At 70.6% G+C, this 19030-nt stretch carries 16 protein-coding genes; 11 read left to right on the top strand and 5 right to left on the bottom strand.

The genetic code is table 11. From position 1 onward, the window contains the following. The 5 genes from ABZS97_RS37525 to rhaI form a co-directional block, all read right to left on the bottom strand. Positions 1 to 1364: lactate utilization protein B (locus ABZS97_RS37525; RefSeq protein ID WP_356145489.1), on the bottom strand; the 1364-nt coding region annotated here is incomplete at its 3' end. Between the two features lie 28 nt (positions 1365 to 1392). Then, positions 1393 to 2148: a (Fe-S)-binding protein gene (locus tag ABZS97_RS37520; RefSeq protein ID WP_356145487.1), complete on the bottom strand. Its 756-nt coding sequence runs from the start codon at positions 2146 to 2148 to the stop codon at positions 1393 to 1395. Positions 2149 to 2218: 70 nt separating this feature from the next. Continuing rightward, the gene (locus tag ABZS97_RS37515) at positions 2219 to 3670 is read right to left on the bottom strand and encodes a rhamnulokinase family protein (RefSeq protein ID WP_356145485.1); all 1452 of its coding nucleotides are present in this window, start codon (positions 3668 to 3670) and stop codon (positions 2219 to 2221) included. Next, positions 3667 to 5706: a bifunctional aldolase/short-chain dehydrogenase gene (locus tag ABZS97_RS37510; RefSeq protein WP_356145482.1), complete on the bottom strand. Its 2040-nt coding sequence runs from the start codon at positions 5704 to 5706 to the stop codon at positions 3667 to 3669. Before ABZS97_RS37510 ends, ABZS97_RS37515 begins: the two co-directional genes overlap by 4 nt. 133 nt (positions 5707 to 5839) lie before the next feature. Further along, positions 5840 to 7000: an L-rhamnose isomerase gene (gene rhaI, locus ABZS97_RS37505; protein WP_356145480.1), complete on the bottom strand. Its 1161-nt coding sequence runs from the start codon at positions 6998 to 7000 to the stop codon at positions 5840 to 5842. Between the two features lie 260 nt (positions 7001 to 7260). On the opposite strand from rhaI, the gene ABZS97_RS37500 reads away from it, so the two are divergent. From ABZS97_RS37500 to sigJ, 11 genes are all read left to right on the top strand, one after another. After that, a complete protein-coding gene (locus tag ABZS97_RS37500; RefSeq protein WP_356145478.1) occupies positions 7261 to 8778 on the top strand; it encodes a sugar ABC transporter ATP-binding protein in 1518 nt (505 codons plus the stop codon). After that, positions 8775 to 9815 carry an ABC transporter permease gene (locus ABZS97_RS37495; RefSeq protein WP_356145476.1) on the top strand — a complete coding sequence of 347 codons (1041 nt, stop codon included), beginning with the start codon at positions 8775 to 8777 and terminating at the stop codon, positions 9813 to 9815. The genes ABZS97_RS37500 and ABZS97_RS37495 overlap by 4 nt, the downstream gene beginning before the upstream one ends. Further along, positions 9808 to 10830, top strand: a complete 1023-nt coding sequence (locus tag ABZS97_RS37490) for an ABC transporter permease (protein ID WP_356145474.1) — start codon at positions 9808 to 9810, stop codon at positions 10828 to 10830. Before ABZS97_RS37495 ends, ABZS97_RS37490 begins: the two co-directional genes overlap by 8 nt. A 55-nt stretch (positions 10831 to 10885) precedes the next feature. Further along, entirely contained in the window at positions 10886 to 11968 is a 1083-nt protein-coding gene (gene rhaS / locus ABZS97_RS37485) for a rhamnose ABC transporter substrate-binding protein (RefSeq protein ID WP_356145472.1), read from the top strand. A 17-nt stretch (positions 11969 to 11985) separates the two neighbouring features. After that, the gene (locus ABZS97_RS37480) at positions 11986 to 12306 is read left to right on the top strand and encodes an L-rhamnose mutarotase (RefSeq protein ID WP_356145470.1); all 321 of its coding nucleotides are present in this window, start codon (positions 11986 to 11988) and stop codon (positions 12304 to 12306) included. Between the two features lie 43 nt (positions 12307 to 12349). Continuing rightward, on the top strand, positions 12350 to 13774 hold the full coding sequence (locus tag ABZS97_RS37475) for a BNR repeat-containing protein (protein WP_356145468.1): 1425 nt from the start codon (positions 12350 to 12352) through the stop codon (positions 13772 to 13774). Between the two features lie 85 nt (positions 13775 to 13859). Continuing rightward, a complete protein-coding gene (locus ABZS97_RS37470) occupies positions 13860 to 14879 on the top strand; it encodes a LacI family DNA-binding transcriptional regulator (protein ID WP_356145465.1) in 1020 nt (339 codons plus the stop codon). A 159-nt stretch (positions 14880 to 15038) separates the two neighbouring features. Further along, on the top strand, positions 15039 to 16340 hold the full coding sequence (locus ABZS97_RS37465) for an alpha/beta fold hydrolase (protein WP_356145462.1): 1302 nt from the start codon (positions 15039 to 15041) through the stop codon (positions 16338 to 16340). 34 nt (positions 16341 to 16374) lie between these two features. Then, on the top strand, positions 16375 to 17118 hold the full coding sequence (locus ABZS97_RS37460; RefSeq protein ID WP_356145460.1) for a PIG-L deacetylase family protein: 744 nt from the start codon (positions 16375 to 16377) through the stop codon (positions 17116 to 17118). A 51-nt stretch (positions 17119 to 17169) separates the two neighbouring features. Then, on the top strand, positions 17170 to 18003 hold the full coding sequence (locus ABZS97_RS37455) for an enoyl-CoA hydratase/isomerase family protein (RefSeq protein WP_356145458.1): 834 nt from the start codon (positions 17170 to 17172) through the stop codon (positions 18001 to 18003). Between the two features lie 79 nt (positions 18004 to 18082). Continuing rightward, on the top strand, positions 18083 to 18979 hold the full coding sequence (gene sigJ / locus ABZS97_RS37450) for an RNA polymerase sigma factor SigJ (RefSeq protein ID WP_356145456.1): 897 nt from the start codon (positions 18083 to 18085) through the stop codon (positions 18977 to 18979). Positions 18980 to 19030: the final 51 nt, after the last annotated feature.

Here is a 19030-nt window from a genome sequence, read left to right as displayed (position 1 = left end):
GTGGGGGTATGGAAGGGGCGGGTGCGCGCCGCGAGCCGCTGGCGGGTGCGCTCCGCGCCGGGGTGGATGTACGCCCAGCGGGCCGCGCGCATCGCGGCCCGCTCGGCGGCGTGCCCCTTCGCGGGGCGCAGCACCACCTTGTTGCCGTCCCGGGTCACCGGCCCGCCCTGCGCGACGCGTTCGCGCAGGTGCACCAGCACCTCGGGGATGTCGATGGCGACCGGGCACACCTCGTAGCAGGCGCCGCACAGACTCGATGCGTACGGCAGCGAGGCGTCGATCTCGCTCTGTGTGCCCCGGAGTTGGGGGCTGAGGATGGCGCCGATGGGCCCCGGGTAGACCGAGCCGTAGGCGTGGCCGCCCGCCCGCTCGTACACCGGGCAGACGTTGAGGCAGGCCGAGCAGCGGATGCAGCGCAGGGCCTGGCGGCCGACCTCGTCGGCGAGGGTGTCGGTGCGGCCGTTGTCGAGCAGGACCAGGTGGAAGACCTTCGGGCCGTCCCCGTCGGTGGTGCCGGTCCAGGTCGAGGTGTAGGGGTTCATGCGCTCGGCCGTCGAGGAGCGGGGGAGGGTCTGCAGGAACACCTCCAGGTCGCGCCAGGTGGGCACGATCTTCTCGATGCCGACCACCGAGATCAGTGTCTCCGGCAGGGACAGGCACATCCGTCCGTTGCCCTCGGACTCGACGACCACCAGCGTGCCGGTCTCGGCGACCATGAAGTTGGCACCGGAGACGCCGACCTTGGCGCGCAGGAACTTCTCGCGCAGATGCAGCCGGGCGGCCTCGGCGAGTTCGGCGGGCGAGTCGGTGAGTCCCTCGGGTGCCGGGCGGCCCCACTCGCTCATCTCACGGGCGAAGATCTCGCGGATCTCACCGCGGTTGCGGTGGATCGCGGGGACGAGGATGTGCGAGGGGCGGTCCTTGCCCAACTGCACGATCAGCTCGGCGAGATCGGTCTCGTAGGCGTGGATGCCCTCGGCCTCCAGCGCTTCGTTGAGGGCGATCTCCTGCGTCGCCATGGACTTGACCTTGACGACCTCGCTCTCGCCGGTCGCCTTCACGAGTTCGGCGACGATGCGATTGGCCTCCTCGGCGTCGGCCGCCCAGTGCACGATGCCGCCCGCCGCTGTGACCGACTCCTCCAACTGCACGAGGTAGCGGTCGAGATGACGGAGCGTGTGGTCCTTGATCTCCTTGCCGGCCTCGCGCAGCTGCGCCCAGTCGGACACCTCGGCGACCGCGTTGGCGCGCTTGGCGCGGATGGTGTGCGTGGCGTGGCGGAGGTTGCCGCGCAGGGTCTGGTTGTTGACGGCTTCGTGCGCGGCCTTGGGGAAGGCCGGCATGCCGACGAACGTCCCGCTCATGTGCTCGGCTCCACTTCCGTGCTCCCGCTCATACCAGCGGCTCCTCTTCCGTGCTCGCCAGGATCTCCGCGATGTGCACCGGCCGCATGCCGGTCCTCAGCCGGGTCATGGTCCCGCCGATGTGCATCAGGCAGGAGTTGTCGGCGGCGCACAGCACCTCGGCGCCGGTCGACTCGGCGTGGCGCACCTTGTCGGCGCCCATCGCCGCGGATACATCGGAGTTCTTCATGGCGAAGGTCCCGCCGAAGCCGCAGCACTCCTCGGCGCCGGGCAGTTCCCGCAGCTCAAGCCCCTTGACCGCCTCCAGGAGCCGCCGGGGGCGGTCGCCCAGGCCGAGGCTGCGCAGGCCGTGACAGGTGGGGTGGTAGGTGACGGTGTGCGGGTAGTGGGCGCCCACATCCGTCACGCCGAGCACGTCCACGAGGAACTCGGTGAGTTCGTACGTCTTCGGCACCACCGGCGCCACCGCCCGGGCGAGCGTGTCCCCGCGCCCCTCGGCACGCGCCCGTTCACCCATTCGCGGATACAGCTCGCGCACCATGGCCCCGCAGGACCCCGAGGGCGTCACGATCGCGTCGTACTCCCCGAAGACATCGGAGAACTTGCGGGCCAGCGGCTCGGCCTCATGGCGGTACCCCGTGTTGTAGTGGGCCTGTCCGCAGCAGGTCTGCCCCTGCGGGAAGTCCACGTCGACGCCCAGCCTGGTCAGGAGTTTCACCACCGCACGGCCTGTGTCCGGATACAGCGTGTCGTTGACACAGGTCAGGAACAGGGCGACACGCATCGCAGCTCCTTGTGCTCGATCATCGGATGTATGCAGAGTACGCGCCGGGCGGGCCGAGTGGGAGTCCGGGTCACCGGCCGGTGAGCCGGTTCTCCGCCGCGCGCCACGCCGCCGTGTCGCCCCGCGGTACGTACCGCTCCAGTGGCTGCGTACGGGCCAGCAGCTCGCGCATCGCCGTACGGTCGCCGACCAGCCCGTGCGCACGGGCCTGGACGAGGACGTTGCCGAGTGCGGCCGCCTCCGCCGGGCCCGCCACGACCGGGAGGCCGCAGGCGTCGGCGGTCAGTTGGCACAGCAGGGTGTTGCGGGTGCCGCCGCCGACGATGTGGACGACGTCGACCGGGTGGTCGGCGAGCTCCTGGGCCTCGGCGATCGCCCGGCGGTGGGCGAGTGCGAGGGAGTCCAGGATGCAGCGGGTGATCTCGGCGCGGGACCCGGGCACCGGTTGGCCGGAGGTCCGGCAGGCGTCGGCGATCCGCTCCGGCATCCGGCCCGGCGCCAGGAACGCCGCGTCGCCCGCGTCCACGACGGACCGCAGCGCCGGCACCTCGGCGGCGGCCGACAGCAGCTCCCCGAGGTCGGGGTGCCCCCATTCCCGTAGGCACTCCTGGAGCAGCCACAGTCCCATGATGTTGCGCAGATAGCGGACGGTGCCGTCCAGACCGAGCTCGTTGGTGAAGTTGGCCAGCCGGCTCGCCTCCGACAGGACCGGCGCGTCCAGCTCCAGGCCCGCCAGGGACCAGGTGCCGGTGCAGATGTACGCGAAGCGCTCGCCGGAGGCGGCGGGTACCGCGGCCACCGCGGAGGCAGTGTCGTGCGAGCCGACCGTGGTCACCGGGACCGGACCGCTCAGCCCGGTCGCCTCCAGCACCTCGGGACGCAGCAGGCCCGCCGGATCGCCCGGCTGCCGCAGCGGCGGGAACAGGCTGAGGTCGATGCCCAGCCGTGCGGCGAGGTCGTAGGACCACGCGCGCGTCCGGGGATCGATCAGCTGGGTGGTGGAGGCGTTGGTCAGCTCGGTGCCCGCCTCGCCCGTGAGCCAGTACGTCAGCAGATCGGGGATGAGCAACAGGCGCCGGGCGGAGGCGAGTTGGGTCGAGGCGCGAGCCGCCGTCAACTGGTAGAGCGTGTTGAACGGCGCGTACTGCAGGCCGGTGGCCGCGTACAGCTCCGCGGCCGGGACCGTCGCCCACACCTTCTCCGCCACGCCTTCGGTGCGCGCGTCGCGGTAGTGCACCGGGTTGCCGAGCAGTGCCCCGTCCGCGTCGAGGAGCCCGTAGTCGACGGCCCAGCTGTCGATGCCGACGGAGTCCACCCGGCCGGCTGCGCGCAGCCCGTCGAGGACCCCGGCGTACAGGGCGAGGATGTCCCAGCGCAGGCCCTCGGGGACGCGCACCGGCCGGTTGGGGAACCGGTGCGCCTCGGTCAGATCAAGGGAGTCCGGCCCGACCCGGCCGACCATGACGCGCCCGCTGGACGCGCCGAGGTCGACGGCGGCGTACGACTTCACGCCGGTGCTCATCGCAGGAACGCGGCGGCCACGCCGGCGTCGACCGGTACGTGCAGCCCGGTGGTGTGCGTCAGCTCGCCGCCCGTGAGGGCGAAGACGGCGTTCGCGACGTGCTCCGGCAGCACCTCACGCTTGAGGATGGTCCGCTGGGCGTAGAACTCGCCGAGCTTCTCCTCCTCGATGCCGTAGGTCGCCGCCCGCTGCGCGCCCCAGCCGGCCGCGAAGATGCCGGAGCCGCGCACGACGCCGTCCGGGTTGACACCGTTGACGCGGATGCCGTGCCCGCCCAGCTCGGCGGCGAGCAGCCGTACCTGGTGGGCCTGGTCGGCCTTGGTCGCGGAGTAGGCGATGTTGTTGGGGCCGGCGAAGACGGCGTTCTTGGAGGCGATGTAGACGATGTCGCCGCCCAGCTCCTGCTGCACCATCACCCGGGCCGCCTCGCGCGAGACGAGGAAGGAGCCGCGGGCCATGATGTCGTGCTGCAGGTCCCAGTCCTTCGCCGAGGTCTCCAGCAGCGGCTTGGAGATGGAGATGCCGGCGTTGTTGACGACCAGGTCGACGCCGCCGAAGGCCAGCACCGCCGCCTTGAACGCCTCGGCGATCTGCTCCTCGGACGTGACGTCCACGGTGACCGCGACGGCCTTGTCCGCACCGCCCAGCTCCGCCGCGACCGCCTGAGCGTTCTCGGCGTTGAGGTCGGCGACGACGACGCACGCGCCCTCGGCGGCCAGCCGGTGCGCGATCGCCTTGCCGATCCCGCTGCCCGCGCCGGTCACCAGCGCCACCCGGGTGGCCAGCGGCTTGGGCTTCGGCATCCGCTGCAGCTTGGCCTCCTCCAGCGCCCAGTACTCGATGCGGAACTTCTCCGACTCCTCGATCGGCGCGTAGGACGAGACGGCCTCGGCCCCGTGCATCACGTTGATCGCGTTGACGTAGAACTCGCCGGCCACGCGTGCGGTCTGCTTGTCCTTGCCGAAGCTGAACATGCCGACGCCGGGGACGAGGACGATCGCCGGGTCGGCGCCGCGCATCGCGGGGGAGTCGGGCAGGGCGTGCCGCTCGTAGTAGGCGGCGTACTCCGCGCGGTACTCGGTGTGCAGTTCCTTCAGCCGTGCGATCGCCTCGGCCAGGTCGGCCGTCGGCGGCAGGTCGAGGACCAGCGGCCTGACCTTCGTGCGCAGGAAGTGGTCCGGGCAGGACGTGCCGAGGGCCGCCAGCCGCGGGTGCTCGGCACGGGCCACGAAGTCGAGGACCGTGTCGGAGTCGGTGAAGTGGCCGACCTGCGGCCTGTCCTGGGAGGCGATCGCCCGGATGTACGGCGCCAGGGCCGCGGCCCGCTCGCGCCGCTCGGCCTCGGGCAGCGCGCCGTACCCCTCGATGACCGCTCCGAACGGCTCCGCCTTGCCCCGCTCGACGAGGAACGCCTCGGCGGTACGGATGATGTGCAGCGAGTTGGCCTCGCACTCCTCGGCCGTGTCGCCCCACGCCGTGATGCCGTGCCCGCCCAGGACGCAGCCGATCGCCTGCGGGTTGGCCTCCTTGACGGCCGCGATGTCCAGACCGAGCTGGAAGCCGGGCCGGCGCCACGGCACCCACACCACGCTGTCGCCGAAGCACTCCGCGGTGAGCTTCTCGCCGTCGGCGGCGCAGGCGAGCGCGATGCCGGAGTCGGGGTGCAGGTGGTCGACGTGAGCGGCGTCCACCAGACCGTGCATCGCGGTGTCGATGGACGGGGCCGCGCCGCCCTTGCCGTGCAGGCAGTAGTCGAACGCGGCGACCATCTCGTCCTCGCGCTCGACGCCCGGGTAGACGCCCTTCAGCGCGTGCAGCCGGTCCAGCCGCAACGCGGCCAGCCCCGCCTCGGTGAGCGTGCCCAGGTCACCCCCCGACCCCTTCACCCACATCAGCTCGACGTCACCACCGGTCACGGGATCGGTGTCGGTGCCCTTCGCGGACGTGTTGCCGCCCGCGTAGTTCGTGTTGCGGGGATCGGCGCCGAGCCGATGGGAACGGGCGAGGAGAGCGGCGGCTTGGGGGTGCGGTGCCATGGTGTTCTCAGTCCTTCAGGAGAGGGGTGTACTTACGACGGTGGGAGGAGCGCTCGAAGGGGCGCGGGGAACTGCGCGCCCAGCCGAACTCGACCGACGGGGATGCCACGGACCGCACCCCTACGGCGAGTGGTCAGGCGCCCCACCCGGCCTGCTGCCCGCCGACGCGCTCGGCGGCGATCCGCTCGGCCCAGCCGGAGGCGCGGTACGCGGCGATCGGATCGGGGTCCAGCCCGAGCTCCGAACGCACCTCGCGCAGCAGCGGCCGTACATCCGTGTTGTACGCGTCCATGATCACGGCGTTCGCCTCCAGCACGTCCCCCGAGCGCTGGGCGGCGGCAAGAGCGTCGCTGTCCACCAGGAGCGCCTTCGCCGTGGCCTCCTGGACGTTCATCACCGACCGGATGATCGCGGGGATCTTCGCCTCGATGTTGTGGCACTGGTCGAGCATGAACGCGACGTCCGGGGTGAAGCCGCCGCCGCGGATCACCTCGTACATGATCCGGAAGAGCTGGAAGGGGTCGGCGGCGCCCACCATCAGGTCGTCGTCGGCGTAGAAGCGGGAGTTGAAGTCGAAGCCGCCGAGCTTCTTCTCGCGCAGCAGCGTGGCGACGATGAACTCGATGTTGGTGCCGGGGGCGTGGTGCCCGGTGTCGACGACGACCTGGGCCTTGTCGCCGAGCTTGAGGCAGTGCGCGTAGGCGGTGCCCCAGTCCGGGACGTCGGTCGCGTAGAAGGCGGGCTCGAAGAACTTGTACTCAAGAAGCATGCGCTGGTCGTCGCCGAGCCGCTCGTAGACCCGGGCCAAGCCCTCGGCGAGGCGGTCCTGCCGCTCACGGAGGTCGTCCTGGCCGGGGTAATTGGTGCCGTCGGCGAACCACAGCTTCAGGTCCTTGGAACCCGTCGCGTCCATGATGTCCACGCACTCGAGCAGGTGATCGACGGCCTTGCGGCGCACCGCCGCGTCCGGGTGACAGATGGAACCCAGCTTGTAGTCGTCGTCCTGGAAGGTGTTGGAGTTGATCGCGCCCAGCTTCAGGCCGCGATCCTCGGCGTGCTTGGCCAGCGCCGCGTAGTCCTCGACCCTGTCCCAGGGAATGTGCAGGGCGACGGTCGGCGCCGCGCCGGTGAAGGCGTGCACCTGGGCGGCGTCGTCCAGTTTCTCCTGCGGCGTACGCGGTACGCCGGGCTGCGCGAAGACCTTGAAACGGGTACCCGAGTTCCCGTACGCCCATGACGGCGTTTCGACGGCCTGGGTCTTGAGGGCGGCCTTCACCGCTGCGCGCTCGGTCACTTCGGGGCTCCTGGGACGTCGGGTCGGAAAGACGTGTTGTCTGAAACGATTCAAGAAGGGAAGTTAGGAGTCACTCGAACGGGTGTCAAGCCTTCTGACCCAGCCTGCTCTCCGTGACGCGGTTGTGACCTTGACTATCGAAAACTTTTCGACACGAACCCATTGACGCGACATGGGTGACATGCCTAACGTCCCGGCAACCCAGTTGAAACCTTTCACGACGTCGTGAGGCCCCGGCCCGCGTCGTAGAGGAGCCCCTCATGACCCACCGGTCCGATCCGGGTCCGGCCCCCGTGCTGGCACTGAAGGACATCTCCAAGTCCTTCGGCGCGGTGCGCGCCCTGCGGGACGTGTCCCTCGACCTGTTCCCCGGCGAAGTGCACGCCCTCGCCGGCGAGAACGGCGCGGGCAAGTCGACCCTCATCAAGACGCTCGCCGGTGTGCACCGACCGGACACCGGCAGCGTGCTGCTCGACGGCGAGCCGACCGTCTTCCACGGACCCGCCGATGCCCGCGACGCCGGCATCGCCGTGATCTACCAGGAGCCCACGCTCTTCCCCGACCTTTCGATCGCCGAGAACATCTTCATGGGCCGCCAGCCCCGGCGCGCCCTCGGCCGGATCGACCACAAGGCCACCCACGCCGCCACCCTCGCCCTGATGCAGCGGCTCGGCGTCGAGCTCGACCCCGACCGCCCCGCGCGCGGCCTGTCCATCGCCGACCAGCAGATCGTCGAGATCGCCAAGGCCCTCTCCTTCGACGCACGCGTCCTGATCATGGACGAGCCGACCGCGGCCCTGACCGGCAGCGAGGTGGCACGCCTCTTCGGCGTCGTCCGCACCCTGCGCGAGCAGGGCTCGGCGGTGCTGTTCATCTCGCACCGCCTGGAGGAGATCTTCCAGATCTGCCGGCGGGTCACCACGCTGCGCGACGGCGCCCTCATCTCCAGCGAGCCGCTGGACGGCATGACCGAGGACGACCTCGTACGACGGATGGTCGGCCGCGACCTCGACGAGCTGTACCCGAAGCAGGACGTGCGGCCCGGCGAGGTGGCGCTCAGCGTGCGCCGGCTGACCCGCGAGGGCGTCTTCACCGACGTCTCCTTCGACGTCCGGCGCGGCGAGATCGTCGGCCTGGCCGGACTCGTCGGCGCCGGACGCACCGAGGTCGCCCGGGCCGTCTTCGGCATCGACCGGTGGGACGCCGGCGAAGTCGAGCTGGACGGGCGCACCCTGACGAACGGGGCCCCCTCCACCGCCATGGCCGCCGGGCTCGCCCTCGTCCCCGAGGACCGGCGCGCCCAGGGCCTGGTGATGGACATGTCCATCGAGCGCAACATCGGGCTCACCGGCCTGCGCACGACCGTCAAGGCCGGCCTGATGGACCGCGGCGCCGAGCGCAGCCGCTCGCTCGACTGGGCCGTCAAGCTCCAGGTGAAGTACGCCAGGATCGCCGACACCGTCAACACGCTTTCCGGCGGCAACCAGCAGAAGGTCGTCCTCGCCAAGTGGCTGGCCACCGGCCCCAAGGTGCTCATCGTCGACGAGCCGACCCGTGGCATCGACGTCGGCACCAAGGCCGAAGTGCACCGACTGCTCAGCGAGTTGGCCGCCGACGGCGTGGCGGTGCTGATGATCTCCTCCGACCTGCCCGAGATCCTCGGCATGGCCGACCGCGTGCTCGTGATGCACGAGGGCCGCCTGACCGCCGAGATCCCGCGTTCCGAAGCCACCGAGGAATCCGTGATGGCCGCAGCCACCGGGAGGGCCGCCGCATGACGGTGACCGCTCCCAACCCCGCCCCCGCCGCCGAGGCGCCCAAGTCCAGCGGCACGCGCCTGGTCGACCGCGTCTTCAAGATGCGCGAACTCGCCATCCTGGTCGTCTTCCTGGTGATGATCGGCATCACACAGGCCGGCAACAGCGAGTTCCTGTCCGAGCAGGGCATCAAGGACCTGCTGCTGAACGCGACCATCCTGGTCCTGGTCGCCACCGGCCAGTCCCTGGTCGTCATCACCCGCAACGTCGACCTGTCGGTCGGCTCGACGCTCGGCATCAGCGCCTTCGCCGCCGGTACGTACCTCCAGGGCGGCGGCAACCCCGTCATCGCCATCGCCCTGGCAGTGCTGCTGGGCGTCGGCTTCGGCCTCCTCAACGGGCTGCTCGTGAGCCTCGGCCAGGTGCCCGCGCTCGTCGTCACGCTCGGCACCCTCTACATCATCCGGGGCATCGACTCGATCTGGGTCGGCTCACGCCAGATCACGGCGGCCGACCTGCCCGGCGGGTTCGTGGACTTCGGCTCCGGCGGTCTGTCGGCCGTTCCGTGGCTGGCGCTCATCGCGCTGGCCGTGCTGATCGCCACCGCCTACTACCTCAAGCACTTCGGCAGCGGACGCGAGCTGTACGCGCTCGGCTCGAACCCCGAGGCCGCACGGCTCGCCGGCATCCCGGTGCGCAAGCGGATCCTGGCCGCGTACACCTTCTGCGGCGGCCTCGCGGGCCTCGCCGGCGCGATGTACCTGGCCCGCTTCGGCAACGTCGACTCCGGCACCGGCAACGGCTACGAACTCACCGTCGTCAGCGCGGTCGTCGTCGGCGGCGTCGTCTTCACCGGCGGCTCCGGCAGCGTCTACGGCGCCGCCCTCGGCGCCCTGCTGCTGACCTCCATCAACAGTGTCCTGCCCGCCCTCGGCGTCAGCTCCGTATGGGTGCTCGCCATCAACGGCATCCTGCTCATCCTCGCCATCGCGGTCGACCGGGTCGTCGCCCTGCGCGTGGCGTCCGCTCTGAAGAAGAGGAACGCCCGTCATGGCTGACTCCAACTGGACGCGGGCCATCCGCTGGGACACGGTCGTCGGCGCCCTCCTCCTCGTGGTCCTGCTGATGTCGTTCGGCTTCGTCGACGGCTTCGGCAACGCCTTCAACCTGTCCTTCCTGATCGGCAGCACGCTGCCGATCGCGCTGATCGCGCTGCCGATGACCCTGCTGGTCGTCGCCGGTGAGATCGACCTGTCGGTGGCCTCCACCGCCGGACTCTCCGGCTCCGTGATGGGCGCCCTGTGGAACCAGGGCATGACCATCGAGACGATCATCCCGATCTGCCTCCTCCTCGGAGTCGTCTGCGGGCTCGTCAACGGCCTGCTGGTGACCCGGCTCGGACTGCCCTCCCTCGCCGTCACCATCGGCACCCTCGCCGCCTACCGGGGCATCGCACAGATCGTGCTCGGCTCGGACGCGGTGACCGACTTCCCCACCCAGTACCTGAACTTCGCGGCCGGACGCCTCGGCGACACCTTCCTCCCGCAGGCCTTCCTGCCCTTCCTGGTCCTGCTCGCCATCGCCGTGGTCGTGCTGCACGCCACCCCGTTCGGGCGCTCGCTCTTCGCGATCGGCGCGAGCGAGGAGGCCGCTCGGTTCGCCGGCATCCGCGTCAAGCGGCACAAGCTGCTGCTGTTCGTGGCGACCGGGTTCATGGCCTCGCTCACCGGCATCTTCTGGGCGTTCCACTACGCCAGCGCCCGCTACGACAACGCCACCGGACTCGAACTGGGTGTCATCGCGGCCGTCCTCCTCGGAGGTATCGACTTCGACGGCGGCAAGGGCACGCTCGGCGGCGCGATCGCGGGAGTCTTCCTGCTCGGCGTGCTGCAGAACGTGATGAGCCTCCAGGACGTCTCCGCCCAGTCGCAGATCGTCGTCACCGGCGTCCTGCTCGTCCTCTCCGTGCTCGGCCCCCGGGTCGCGCGCCAGATCGCCGTGGCGAGGGCGGGCCGCAGAACCGCCGCCCCGCCGGTGCCACCCGTCTCCAAGGCATCCACTCCGGCCGCGTAACTCCCACCCGGCCGCCCTTCAACCGCTCCGCTCACCCTCGAAAAGGACCCTCACCATGCGCAAGTCCTCGATCCGCCGTACCTGTGCGGCCCTCGCCGCCGTCACGTCCCTCGCGCTGGCCGCCACCGCCTGCGGCGGCACCACCAAGAACGACGTCAAGGACGACACGGGCTCCGCCGCCAGCGCCGGCAAGGCCGACCCGAACGCGGCCACCAAGAAGGGCCTGACCGTGGGCTTCCTGCCCAAGCAGGTCAACAACCCGTACTTCACCTCCGCCGACAAGGGCGGCGAGAAGGCGCTCAAGGAGCTGGGCTCCAGCTACAAGGAGGTCGGCCCCTCCAGCGCCACCGACACCTCCGGCCAGGTGAGCTACGTCAACACGCTCACCCAGCAGCAGGTCAACGCGATCGCCGTGTCCGCGCAGGACCCGGGCGCCCTGTGCACCGCCCTCAAGCAGGCCATGACGAACAAGATCAAGGTCGTCACCTACGACTCCGACACCAAGACCGACTGCCGCAACGCCTTCGTCTCGCAGGCCAGCGCCGAGGACCTGGGCCGCACCGAGGTGCAGCTGCTCGCCGAGCAGATCGGCTACAAGGGCGAGATCGCGATCCTGTCCGCCGCGCAGACCGCGACGAACCAGAACACCTGGATCGACTTCATGAAGGACGAGCTGAAGGACCCCAAGTACAAGAACATCAAGCTGGTGAAGGTCGCGTACGGCAACGACGACGCCCAGCAGTCCTTCCAGCAGACCCAGGGCCTCCTCCAGGAGCACCCCAAGCTCGCCGGGATCATCTCCCCGACCACAGTCGGCATCAAGGCGGCCGCCCAGTACCTGTCCGGCTCCAAGTACAAGGGCAAGGTCAAGCTGACCGGCCTCGGCACCCCCAACGACATGCGCAAGTACGTCAAGAACGGCACCGTCGAGGGCTTCGAGCTGTGGGACCCGGCGAAGCTCGGCGAGCTGGCCGCGCGTACGGCCGTCGCGCTGTCCTCCGGACAGATCACCGGCAAGGAGGGCGAGACCTTCAAGGCCGGCGACATGGGCTCGTACACCATCGGCAAGGACGGCGTGATCAGCCTCGGCAAGCCGACCGTCTTCACCGCGAAGAACATCGACCAGTTCAACTTCTGAGTCAGGAGCGGTACTTCATGCAGCGCGTCTGTTTCCTCCTCAAGGTCCGCGAGGACCGGCTCGCCGAGTACCGCGAACGCCACGCCGCCGTGTGGCCGGAGATGCTCGAAGCTCTCTCGGCCACCGGCTGGCACAACTACTCCCTCTTCCTCAGGGACGACGGCCTGCTCGTCGGCTACCTGGAGACCGAGGACTTCGCCGCCGCCGTCGCCGGCATGGAGGCCACCGAGGTCAACGCCCGCTGGCAGGCCGAGATGTCCCCGTTCTTCGAATCGCTCGACGGGGCCCGCCCCGACGAGGCGATGAAACCGCTCACGGAAGTGTTCCACCTCGCCTGACCCTGCTCGTCCCCCGTCCCCGCACGACAACGGAGTCCCCGAGATGAGACGACGCACCCTGCTGGCCGGCGCCCTCGCCGGAGCCGTGGTGACCCCCGCCTTCGCCGCCGGCACCGCACGGGCGGCCAACCCCGGCCCCTCGGTCACCCAGACCGGTACCACGACGCTCGACAGCCAGGCCCTGTTCTTCGTCTCCTACGACGGCCTGGTCAACAACAACTCGTTCCAGAAGAACGGCCTGCTGACGTACAAGGGCTACCAGTACGCCGCCTGGTACACCTCCACCAGGAACGCCGTGGTCGCACGGCGGGCGCTCGGAGCGAGCAGCTGGTCCAAGGTCACCCTCTCCCACCAGCTCAAGAGCAGCGACTCGCACAACGTCATCTCCATGGGCGTCTCCAAGGTGGACGGCCGGCTGCACCTGAACATGGACTCCCACAGCGACGGCTACTTCTACGTGAAGTCCATAGCCGGACTGCTGGACAACCCCGGCACCACGTCCTGGACCTCCGCCGTCTTCGGCTCGATCCAGACCTCGCTGGACGGCCTCGCCCTCACCACCCAGTTCACCTACCCGCAGTTCGTCTCCACCCCCGAGGGCAAGCTGCAGCTCAGCTACCGCGTCGGCATCTCCGGCAACGGCCGCAACGCGCTCGCCGAGTACGACGGCTCGACCTGGACCGCCCTGGGGGAGTGGAGCAGCTCCACCGGTACCTACACCAGCACGCACGGCTCCTCGACGGCCCGCAACATGTACCTGCACGGCATCGACTACGACGTCAACGGCCGACTGCACTCCTTCTTCACCTGGCGCGAGCAGAACGCCGCCGTGATGTGCAACAGCGGCGGCATCACCAACCACGACACCGGCTACGTCTACTCCACCGACCGCGGCCGCACCTGGCGCAACGACACGGCCGCGCTCGTCGCCACCACGGGCACCTCCGACACGGTCGCCGTGACCGACGCGGGCCTGGTCGTCGACGCCCTGAACCCGGACCACTCCCTGATGAACCAGGAGAGCCAGTTCACCGACTCCGCCGGCCTGCCGCACGCGATCATCAGCTACGTCCCCGGCCGCTTCGGTCAGTGCACCACCAACTACGTCGGCGACCGCACGGCCAACGGCCGGGCCTTCCACCTCCGCAAGAACTCCTCCGGCACCTGGCAGAAGACCGAGATCCCGGTCGCGCTGAACTCCAGCCAGCGCACCAAGCTGGTCCTCGACAAGTACGACAACGCCTACGCCGTGTTCCCCTTCGGCCGCATAGCCGCCGCGTCCAAGGCCTCGGGCTACACGGACTGGGCGGTGCTGTACGACGGCAGCGCCCTGAACGCGTTCGGCGAGGTCGTGATCGACGAGCTGCGGGTGAAGTCGGACAACGTCCTGGCCTTCATGTACCAGGAGACGTCGACCGGCACCACGGCCTCGGCGCTCCACGTCGTGGAATTCGCGCTGCCCGCCTGACCCGAGCCGCCGTACGGGGCGGCGACGGTAATGTGAAGGTCTGCCTGCCGTCGCCGCCCCACGTTCTACTGGAGGTCTCTGTCCGATGTCCCAGTCGGTGGGTATCAAGGACGTCGCCCGCGCCGCCGGAGTGTCGGTGGGCACCGTTTCCAACGTGATCAACCGTCCGGACTCGGTGGCCTCCGAGACCCGCGCCCGGGTCCTGTCCGCGATAGACCGGCTCGGCTACGTCCGCAGCGAGTCCGCACGCCAGCTGCGCGCCGGCCGCAGCCGGATCATGGGCCTGCTCGTCCTCGACATGGGCAACCCCTTCTTCGTCGACGTCGCCCGCGGCGCCGAGCGGGCCGCGCGCGAGGCCGGCCTCGGCGTGATGGTCTGCAACAGCGGACAGAGCGCGGGCGAGGAGGCGGAGTACCTGTCGCTCTTCGCCGAGCAGCGGGTGCGCGGGGTCCTGCTGACGCCCGCCGACGCGACCGGCCGCAACATCCAGGCGTTCCGCCGCCACGGCATCCCGTTCGTGCTGGTCGACCGGGTCGCCGAGGGCACCACCGAATGCTCGGTCTCCGTGGACGACGTGGCGGGCGGCGCACTCGCCGTACGGCACCTCGTCGACGCCGGACACCGCTCCATCGCGTACGTCAGCGGGCCGCCCGGCTTCAACCAGGTCCGCGACCGGCGCGCGGGCGCCCTCGAAGCGCTCGCCGAGGCCGGTCTCGGCCCGGACCGGCTGCGCGAGCTGCCCACCGAGCGCCTCGACGTCGCCGCGGGTCGCGACGCGGGAGCCCGCCTCCTCGGTCTCGCCGACCGCCCGACCGCCGTGTTCTGCGCCAACGACCTGCTCGCCCTCGGCGTCCTGCAGGCCATGTACGCGGCAGGCGTCGGCGTCCCCGACGACCTCGCGATCGTCGGCTACGACGACATCGAGTTCGCCGCGGCAGCGGCCGTCCCCCTCACGTCCGTCCGCCAGCCGGCCGTCACCATGGGCGCCCTCGCCGCCGAACTCCTCCTGGAGGAGACCGAGACCGCCATGACCCCGCACGCCCACCGCCGGGTCGTCCTCCAGCCGGAGCTGGTGGTACGACGCTCCAGCCTGTCGGCGCGCTGAGAAAGCGGTCAGTGGCTCCAATGGCCCGCCGCGGCCCGCGCCGGCCTCCGCAGCTGATCCGCCGTACAGTAAGGAATTCTTGATCCCCGGGCTCGGCCACCGGTCGAACATGTGCTGAACTGGGACGCGGTCCGCCATCCGTCCGTCTCGGGAGCCCCGTTGACCGTCAGTTATCGCCAGCCCGGTGTCGTCCTCACCGACCGCCACTTCGGTGTGCCCCTCGATCACGGCAACCCCTCCGGGGAGCAGATCGAGCTGTACGCGCGGGAGGTCGTCGCGAGTGAGAAGGCGGGGGCCGACCTGCCGTGGCTGGTCTACCTCCAGGGCGGGCCCGGGTTCGGCGCCAACCGGTTCGTCGGCAAGCCGGCCTGGCTCGGCCGGGCCCTGAAGGAGTACCGGGTGCTGCTGCTCGACCAGCGCGGCACGGGTCACTCCACGCCCGCCAACCGGCAGACCCTGCCACTGCGCGGCGGCCCCCGCGCGCAGGCCGACTATCTGACGCACTTCCGCGCCGACTCCATCGTCCGCGACTGCGAGGCCATCCGTCCCGCGCTCACCGGCGGCGCCCCCTGGACCGTCCTCGGCCAGAGCTTCGGCGGGTTCTGCACGGTGAACTACCTGTCCACAGCGCCCGAGGGCTTGCGCGCCGCCGTCATCACCGGCGGCCTGCCCTCGCTCGACGCGCATGCCGACGAGGTCTACCGCGCCGCCTACCCGCGCATCGAACGCAAGGTCGCCGCGCACTACGCCCGCTACCCGCAGGACGTCGAACGGGCCCGGCAGATCGCCGAGTACCTGCTCCAGCACGAGCCCGTCCTGATCGGCGGCTACAAGCTCACCGTCGAGGCCTTCCAGTCGCTCGGCATCCTCCTCGGCGGCAGCGAGGGCAGCCACCGGCTGCACTTCCTGCTGGAGCACGCCTTCGTCCCGACCCCCGGGGGCCCGGCCCTCTCCGACGCCTTCCAGGAGGAGGTCCAGGGCCTCCTGTCGTACGCGGGCCACCCGCTGTACGCCCTCGTCCACGAGGCGATCTACGGCCAGGACACGCGTCCCACCGACTGGTCCGCCGAACGGGTGCGCGCCGAGTTCCCGCAGTTCGACGCGGCCAAGACGCTCACGGAGGACCGGCCGCTGCTGTTCACCGGCGAGTCCGTGCACCCCTGGATGTTCGACACCGACCCGGCGTTGCGTCCGCTGCGCGAGACCGCCGAGGAGCTGGCCTCGCGCACGGACTGGACACCGCTGTACGACTCCGCGCGCCTGGCCGCCAACGAGGTGCCGGTCGCCGCGGCCGTCTACCACGACGACATGTACGTCGACACCGAGCACGCGCTGCGCACGGCCCGCTCGGTGCGCGGCCTGCGCACCTGGGTCACCGACGAGTTCGAGCACGACGGCGTACGGGCCGGTGGGCAGCGGGTCCTGGACCGGCTGCTGGCCCTCACCCGCGACGAAAACTGACCCGCCGCCGCCCGGCACGTCCTAGTCTGCGGGCATGACAGAGCCGACGAATCCCCAGCTCAAGCCCATGCCCGACGACTGGCAGCGGGCCCTCGCCGTCGTCGCCCACCCGGACGATCTCGAGTACGGCTGCTCGGCGGCGATCGCCGGGTGGACCGACGCCGGCTGCGAGGTCGTCTATGTGCTGGCGACCCGCGGCGAGGCCGGCATCGACACGCTGGAGCCCGCCAAGTGCGGCCCGCTGCGCGAGGCGGAACAGCGGGCGAGCGCGGCCGTCGTCGGTGTGTCGGAGGTGGAGTTCCTGGATCACCACGACGGCGTCATCGAGTACGGCACGGCGCTGCGCCGGGACATCGCCGCCGCGATCCGCCGCCACCGACCGGAGCTGGTGATCACCCTCAACCACCGCGACACCTGGGGCGGGGTGGTCTGGAACACCCCCGACCACGTGGCGGTGGGGCGCGCCACCCTGGACGCCGCCGGGGACGCCGGGAACCGGTGGATCTTCCCCGAGCTCATCGAGCAGGGCCTCACACCCTGGAACGGTGTCCGCTGGGTCGCCGTCGCCGGTTCCTCGACACCCACCCACGCGGTCGACGCGACGCCAGGACTGGAGCGCGCGGTGAACTCGCTGCTCGAACACCGCACGTACATCGAGGTGTTGACGAGTGAGGACCCGGAGACGTACTGCCGCGACTTCCTGAACACGAGCACCCGGGCCGCGGGTGAGCGCTTCGGCGGGAAACCGGCCGTCGCGTTCGAACTCTTCAACCGATAGCCCACGCCCCCTAGGGTTCTGACGACTCATCAGAACCCGGAGGGCCGGCCGATGATCGACATCACACGTACCGACATCCCGGAGGGTGAGGAGCGGCTGCGCCTCGACATCGAGGACGGGCTGGGCATCCTCACCCTCTGCCACCCGGGCAAGCTCAACGCGTGGAGCTGGGAGTCCACCCGCCAACTCGGGCTGTTCGCCGACCGGATCCGCTTCGACACCTCCCTGCGTGCCGTCCTGCTGCGAGCCGAGGGGCGGGCCTTCTGCGCGGGCATCGACGTGGCGGCGCCCGGCGGCGTGATCAGCGGACGCTCGGACGCCGAGCGCGCCCGCAACTACTACGAGGGCATCCGCTGGGCGCACGAACGGTTCGCCGCCTTCGCCCGGCTCCCGCAGCCGGTGGTCGCGGCCGTGCACGGCTACTGCCTCGGCTTCGGATTCGAGCTCGCGCTGATGGCGGACATCAGAGTCGTCGCCGACGACGCGGTCTTCGCGCTCCCGGAGGCACAGATCGGGGTCGCGGTCGACGCGGGAGGCGACCTGCGGATCGCCCGCGAGTCGGGTGCCGGATGGGCGAAACTCCTCGCCCTTACCGGGCGCCGCATCGACGCCGCCACGGCCGAGCGCCTGCACCTGGCCCAACTCGTCGTCACTCCCGACGAGTTGGACAAGACCGCCCGGGCCGTCGCCGCCGAAATCGCCGCGAACGCGCCCCTCGCCGTCCAGGGCGTCAAACGCGACATCGACGCCTACGCGGACGCGGGGCTCGCCGCGGCCCTCGACCGCACCGCGATGTCCGCCGCGCTCACCCTCACCTCCGAGGACGCACGGGAGGGGTACGCGGCAAGGGGCGCCCGGCATGCGTCGGCCTTCCGGGGGAAGTGACCCGTGTGTTTTGATCAGGCGTTGATCTTGTGACGGAAACGACGGAACACGACGGACACGGCACTTCCATGGGGGAACGATGAACGAGAACGACCTCGCGCGGCAATTCGAGGACCACCGCGGCCATTTGAGGGCGGTGGCCTACCGGATGCTCGGCTCGCTCAGCGAGGCGGACGACGCCGTTCAGGAGACCTGGCTCAAGCTCAGCGGCACCGACACCGAGGACATCAGGAACCTCGGCGGGTGGCTCACCACCGTCGTGGGACGGGTCTGCCTCAACATGCTGCGCTCGCGCACCTCCCGCCGGGAAGAACCCATGGACACCTACGTTCCCGACCCGGTGGTGAGCTCCCTGGAGCGGATCGACCCCGAGCAGGAGGTGCTGCTCGCCGACTCCGTCGGGCTCGCCCTGCTGGTGATCCTGGAAACCCTGGAGCCCGCGGAACGGCTCGCCTTCGTGCTCCACGACATGTTCGCGGTGCCCTTCGACGACATCGCGTCCATCGTGGGCCGCTCCTCGGCCGCCACTCGTCAGCTCGCCAGCCGCGCCCGCCGCCGCGTCCAGGGCTCCGCCCCCACGCCCGACCCCGACCTCGGACGCCAGAAGAAGGTGCTCGACGCGTTCCTCGCCGCCGCCCGCGGTGGCGACTTCGAGGCGCTCGTCGCCGTCCTCGACCCCGATGTGGTGCTGCGCGCCGACGCCGGAGCGCTCGTCGGCGGCGCGGCCGTGTCCAAGCTTGTCCGCGGTGCCGAAGCGGTGGCCGGACAGGCGGTCATGTTCCGCAGCGTCGCCGTGTCCTCCCGGCTCGTGCTCGTCAACGGCTCGGTGGGCGTCGTCACGATGCTCGACGGCAAGCCGATGGGCGTCATGGGCGTCACGGTCGCGGACGGACGGATCGTCGCCGTCGACATCCTCGCCGACCCCGAGCGGCTCGCCCGCCTCGACCTCTCGGCGCTGGAGGCCACCGATTCCTGACGCCGTCCGGCCGGGGTGGGGGCCGGCGGGGCGCGCCGCGGGGGGCCGCGC

Origin of the sequence: Streptomyces sp. NPDC005485 (assembly GCF_040606085.1) — a bacterium.
Classification (GTDB): Bacteria; Actinomycetota; Actinomycetes; order Streptomycetales; family Streptomycetaceae; genus Streptomyces.
This window is presented reverse-complemented; position numbering and strand designations above follow the sequence as displayed.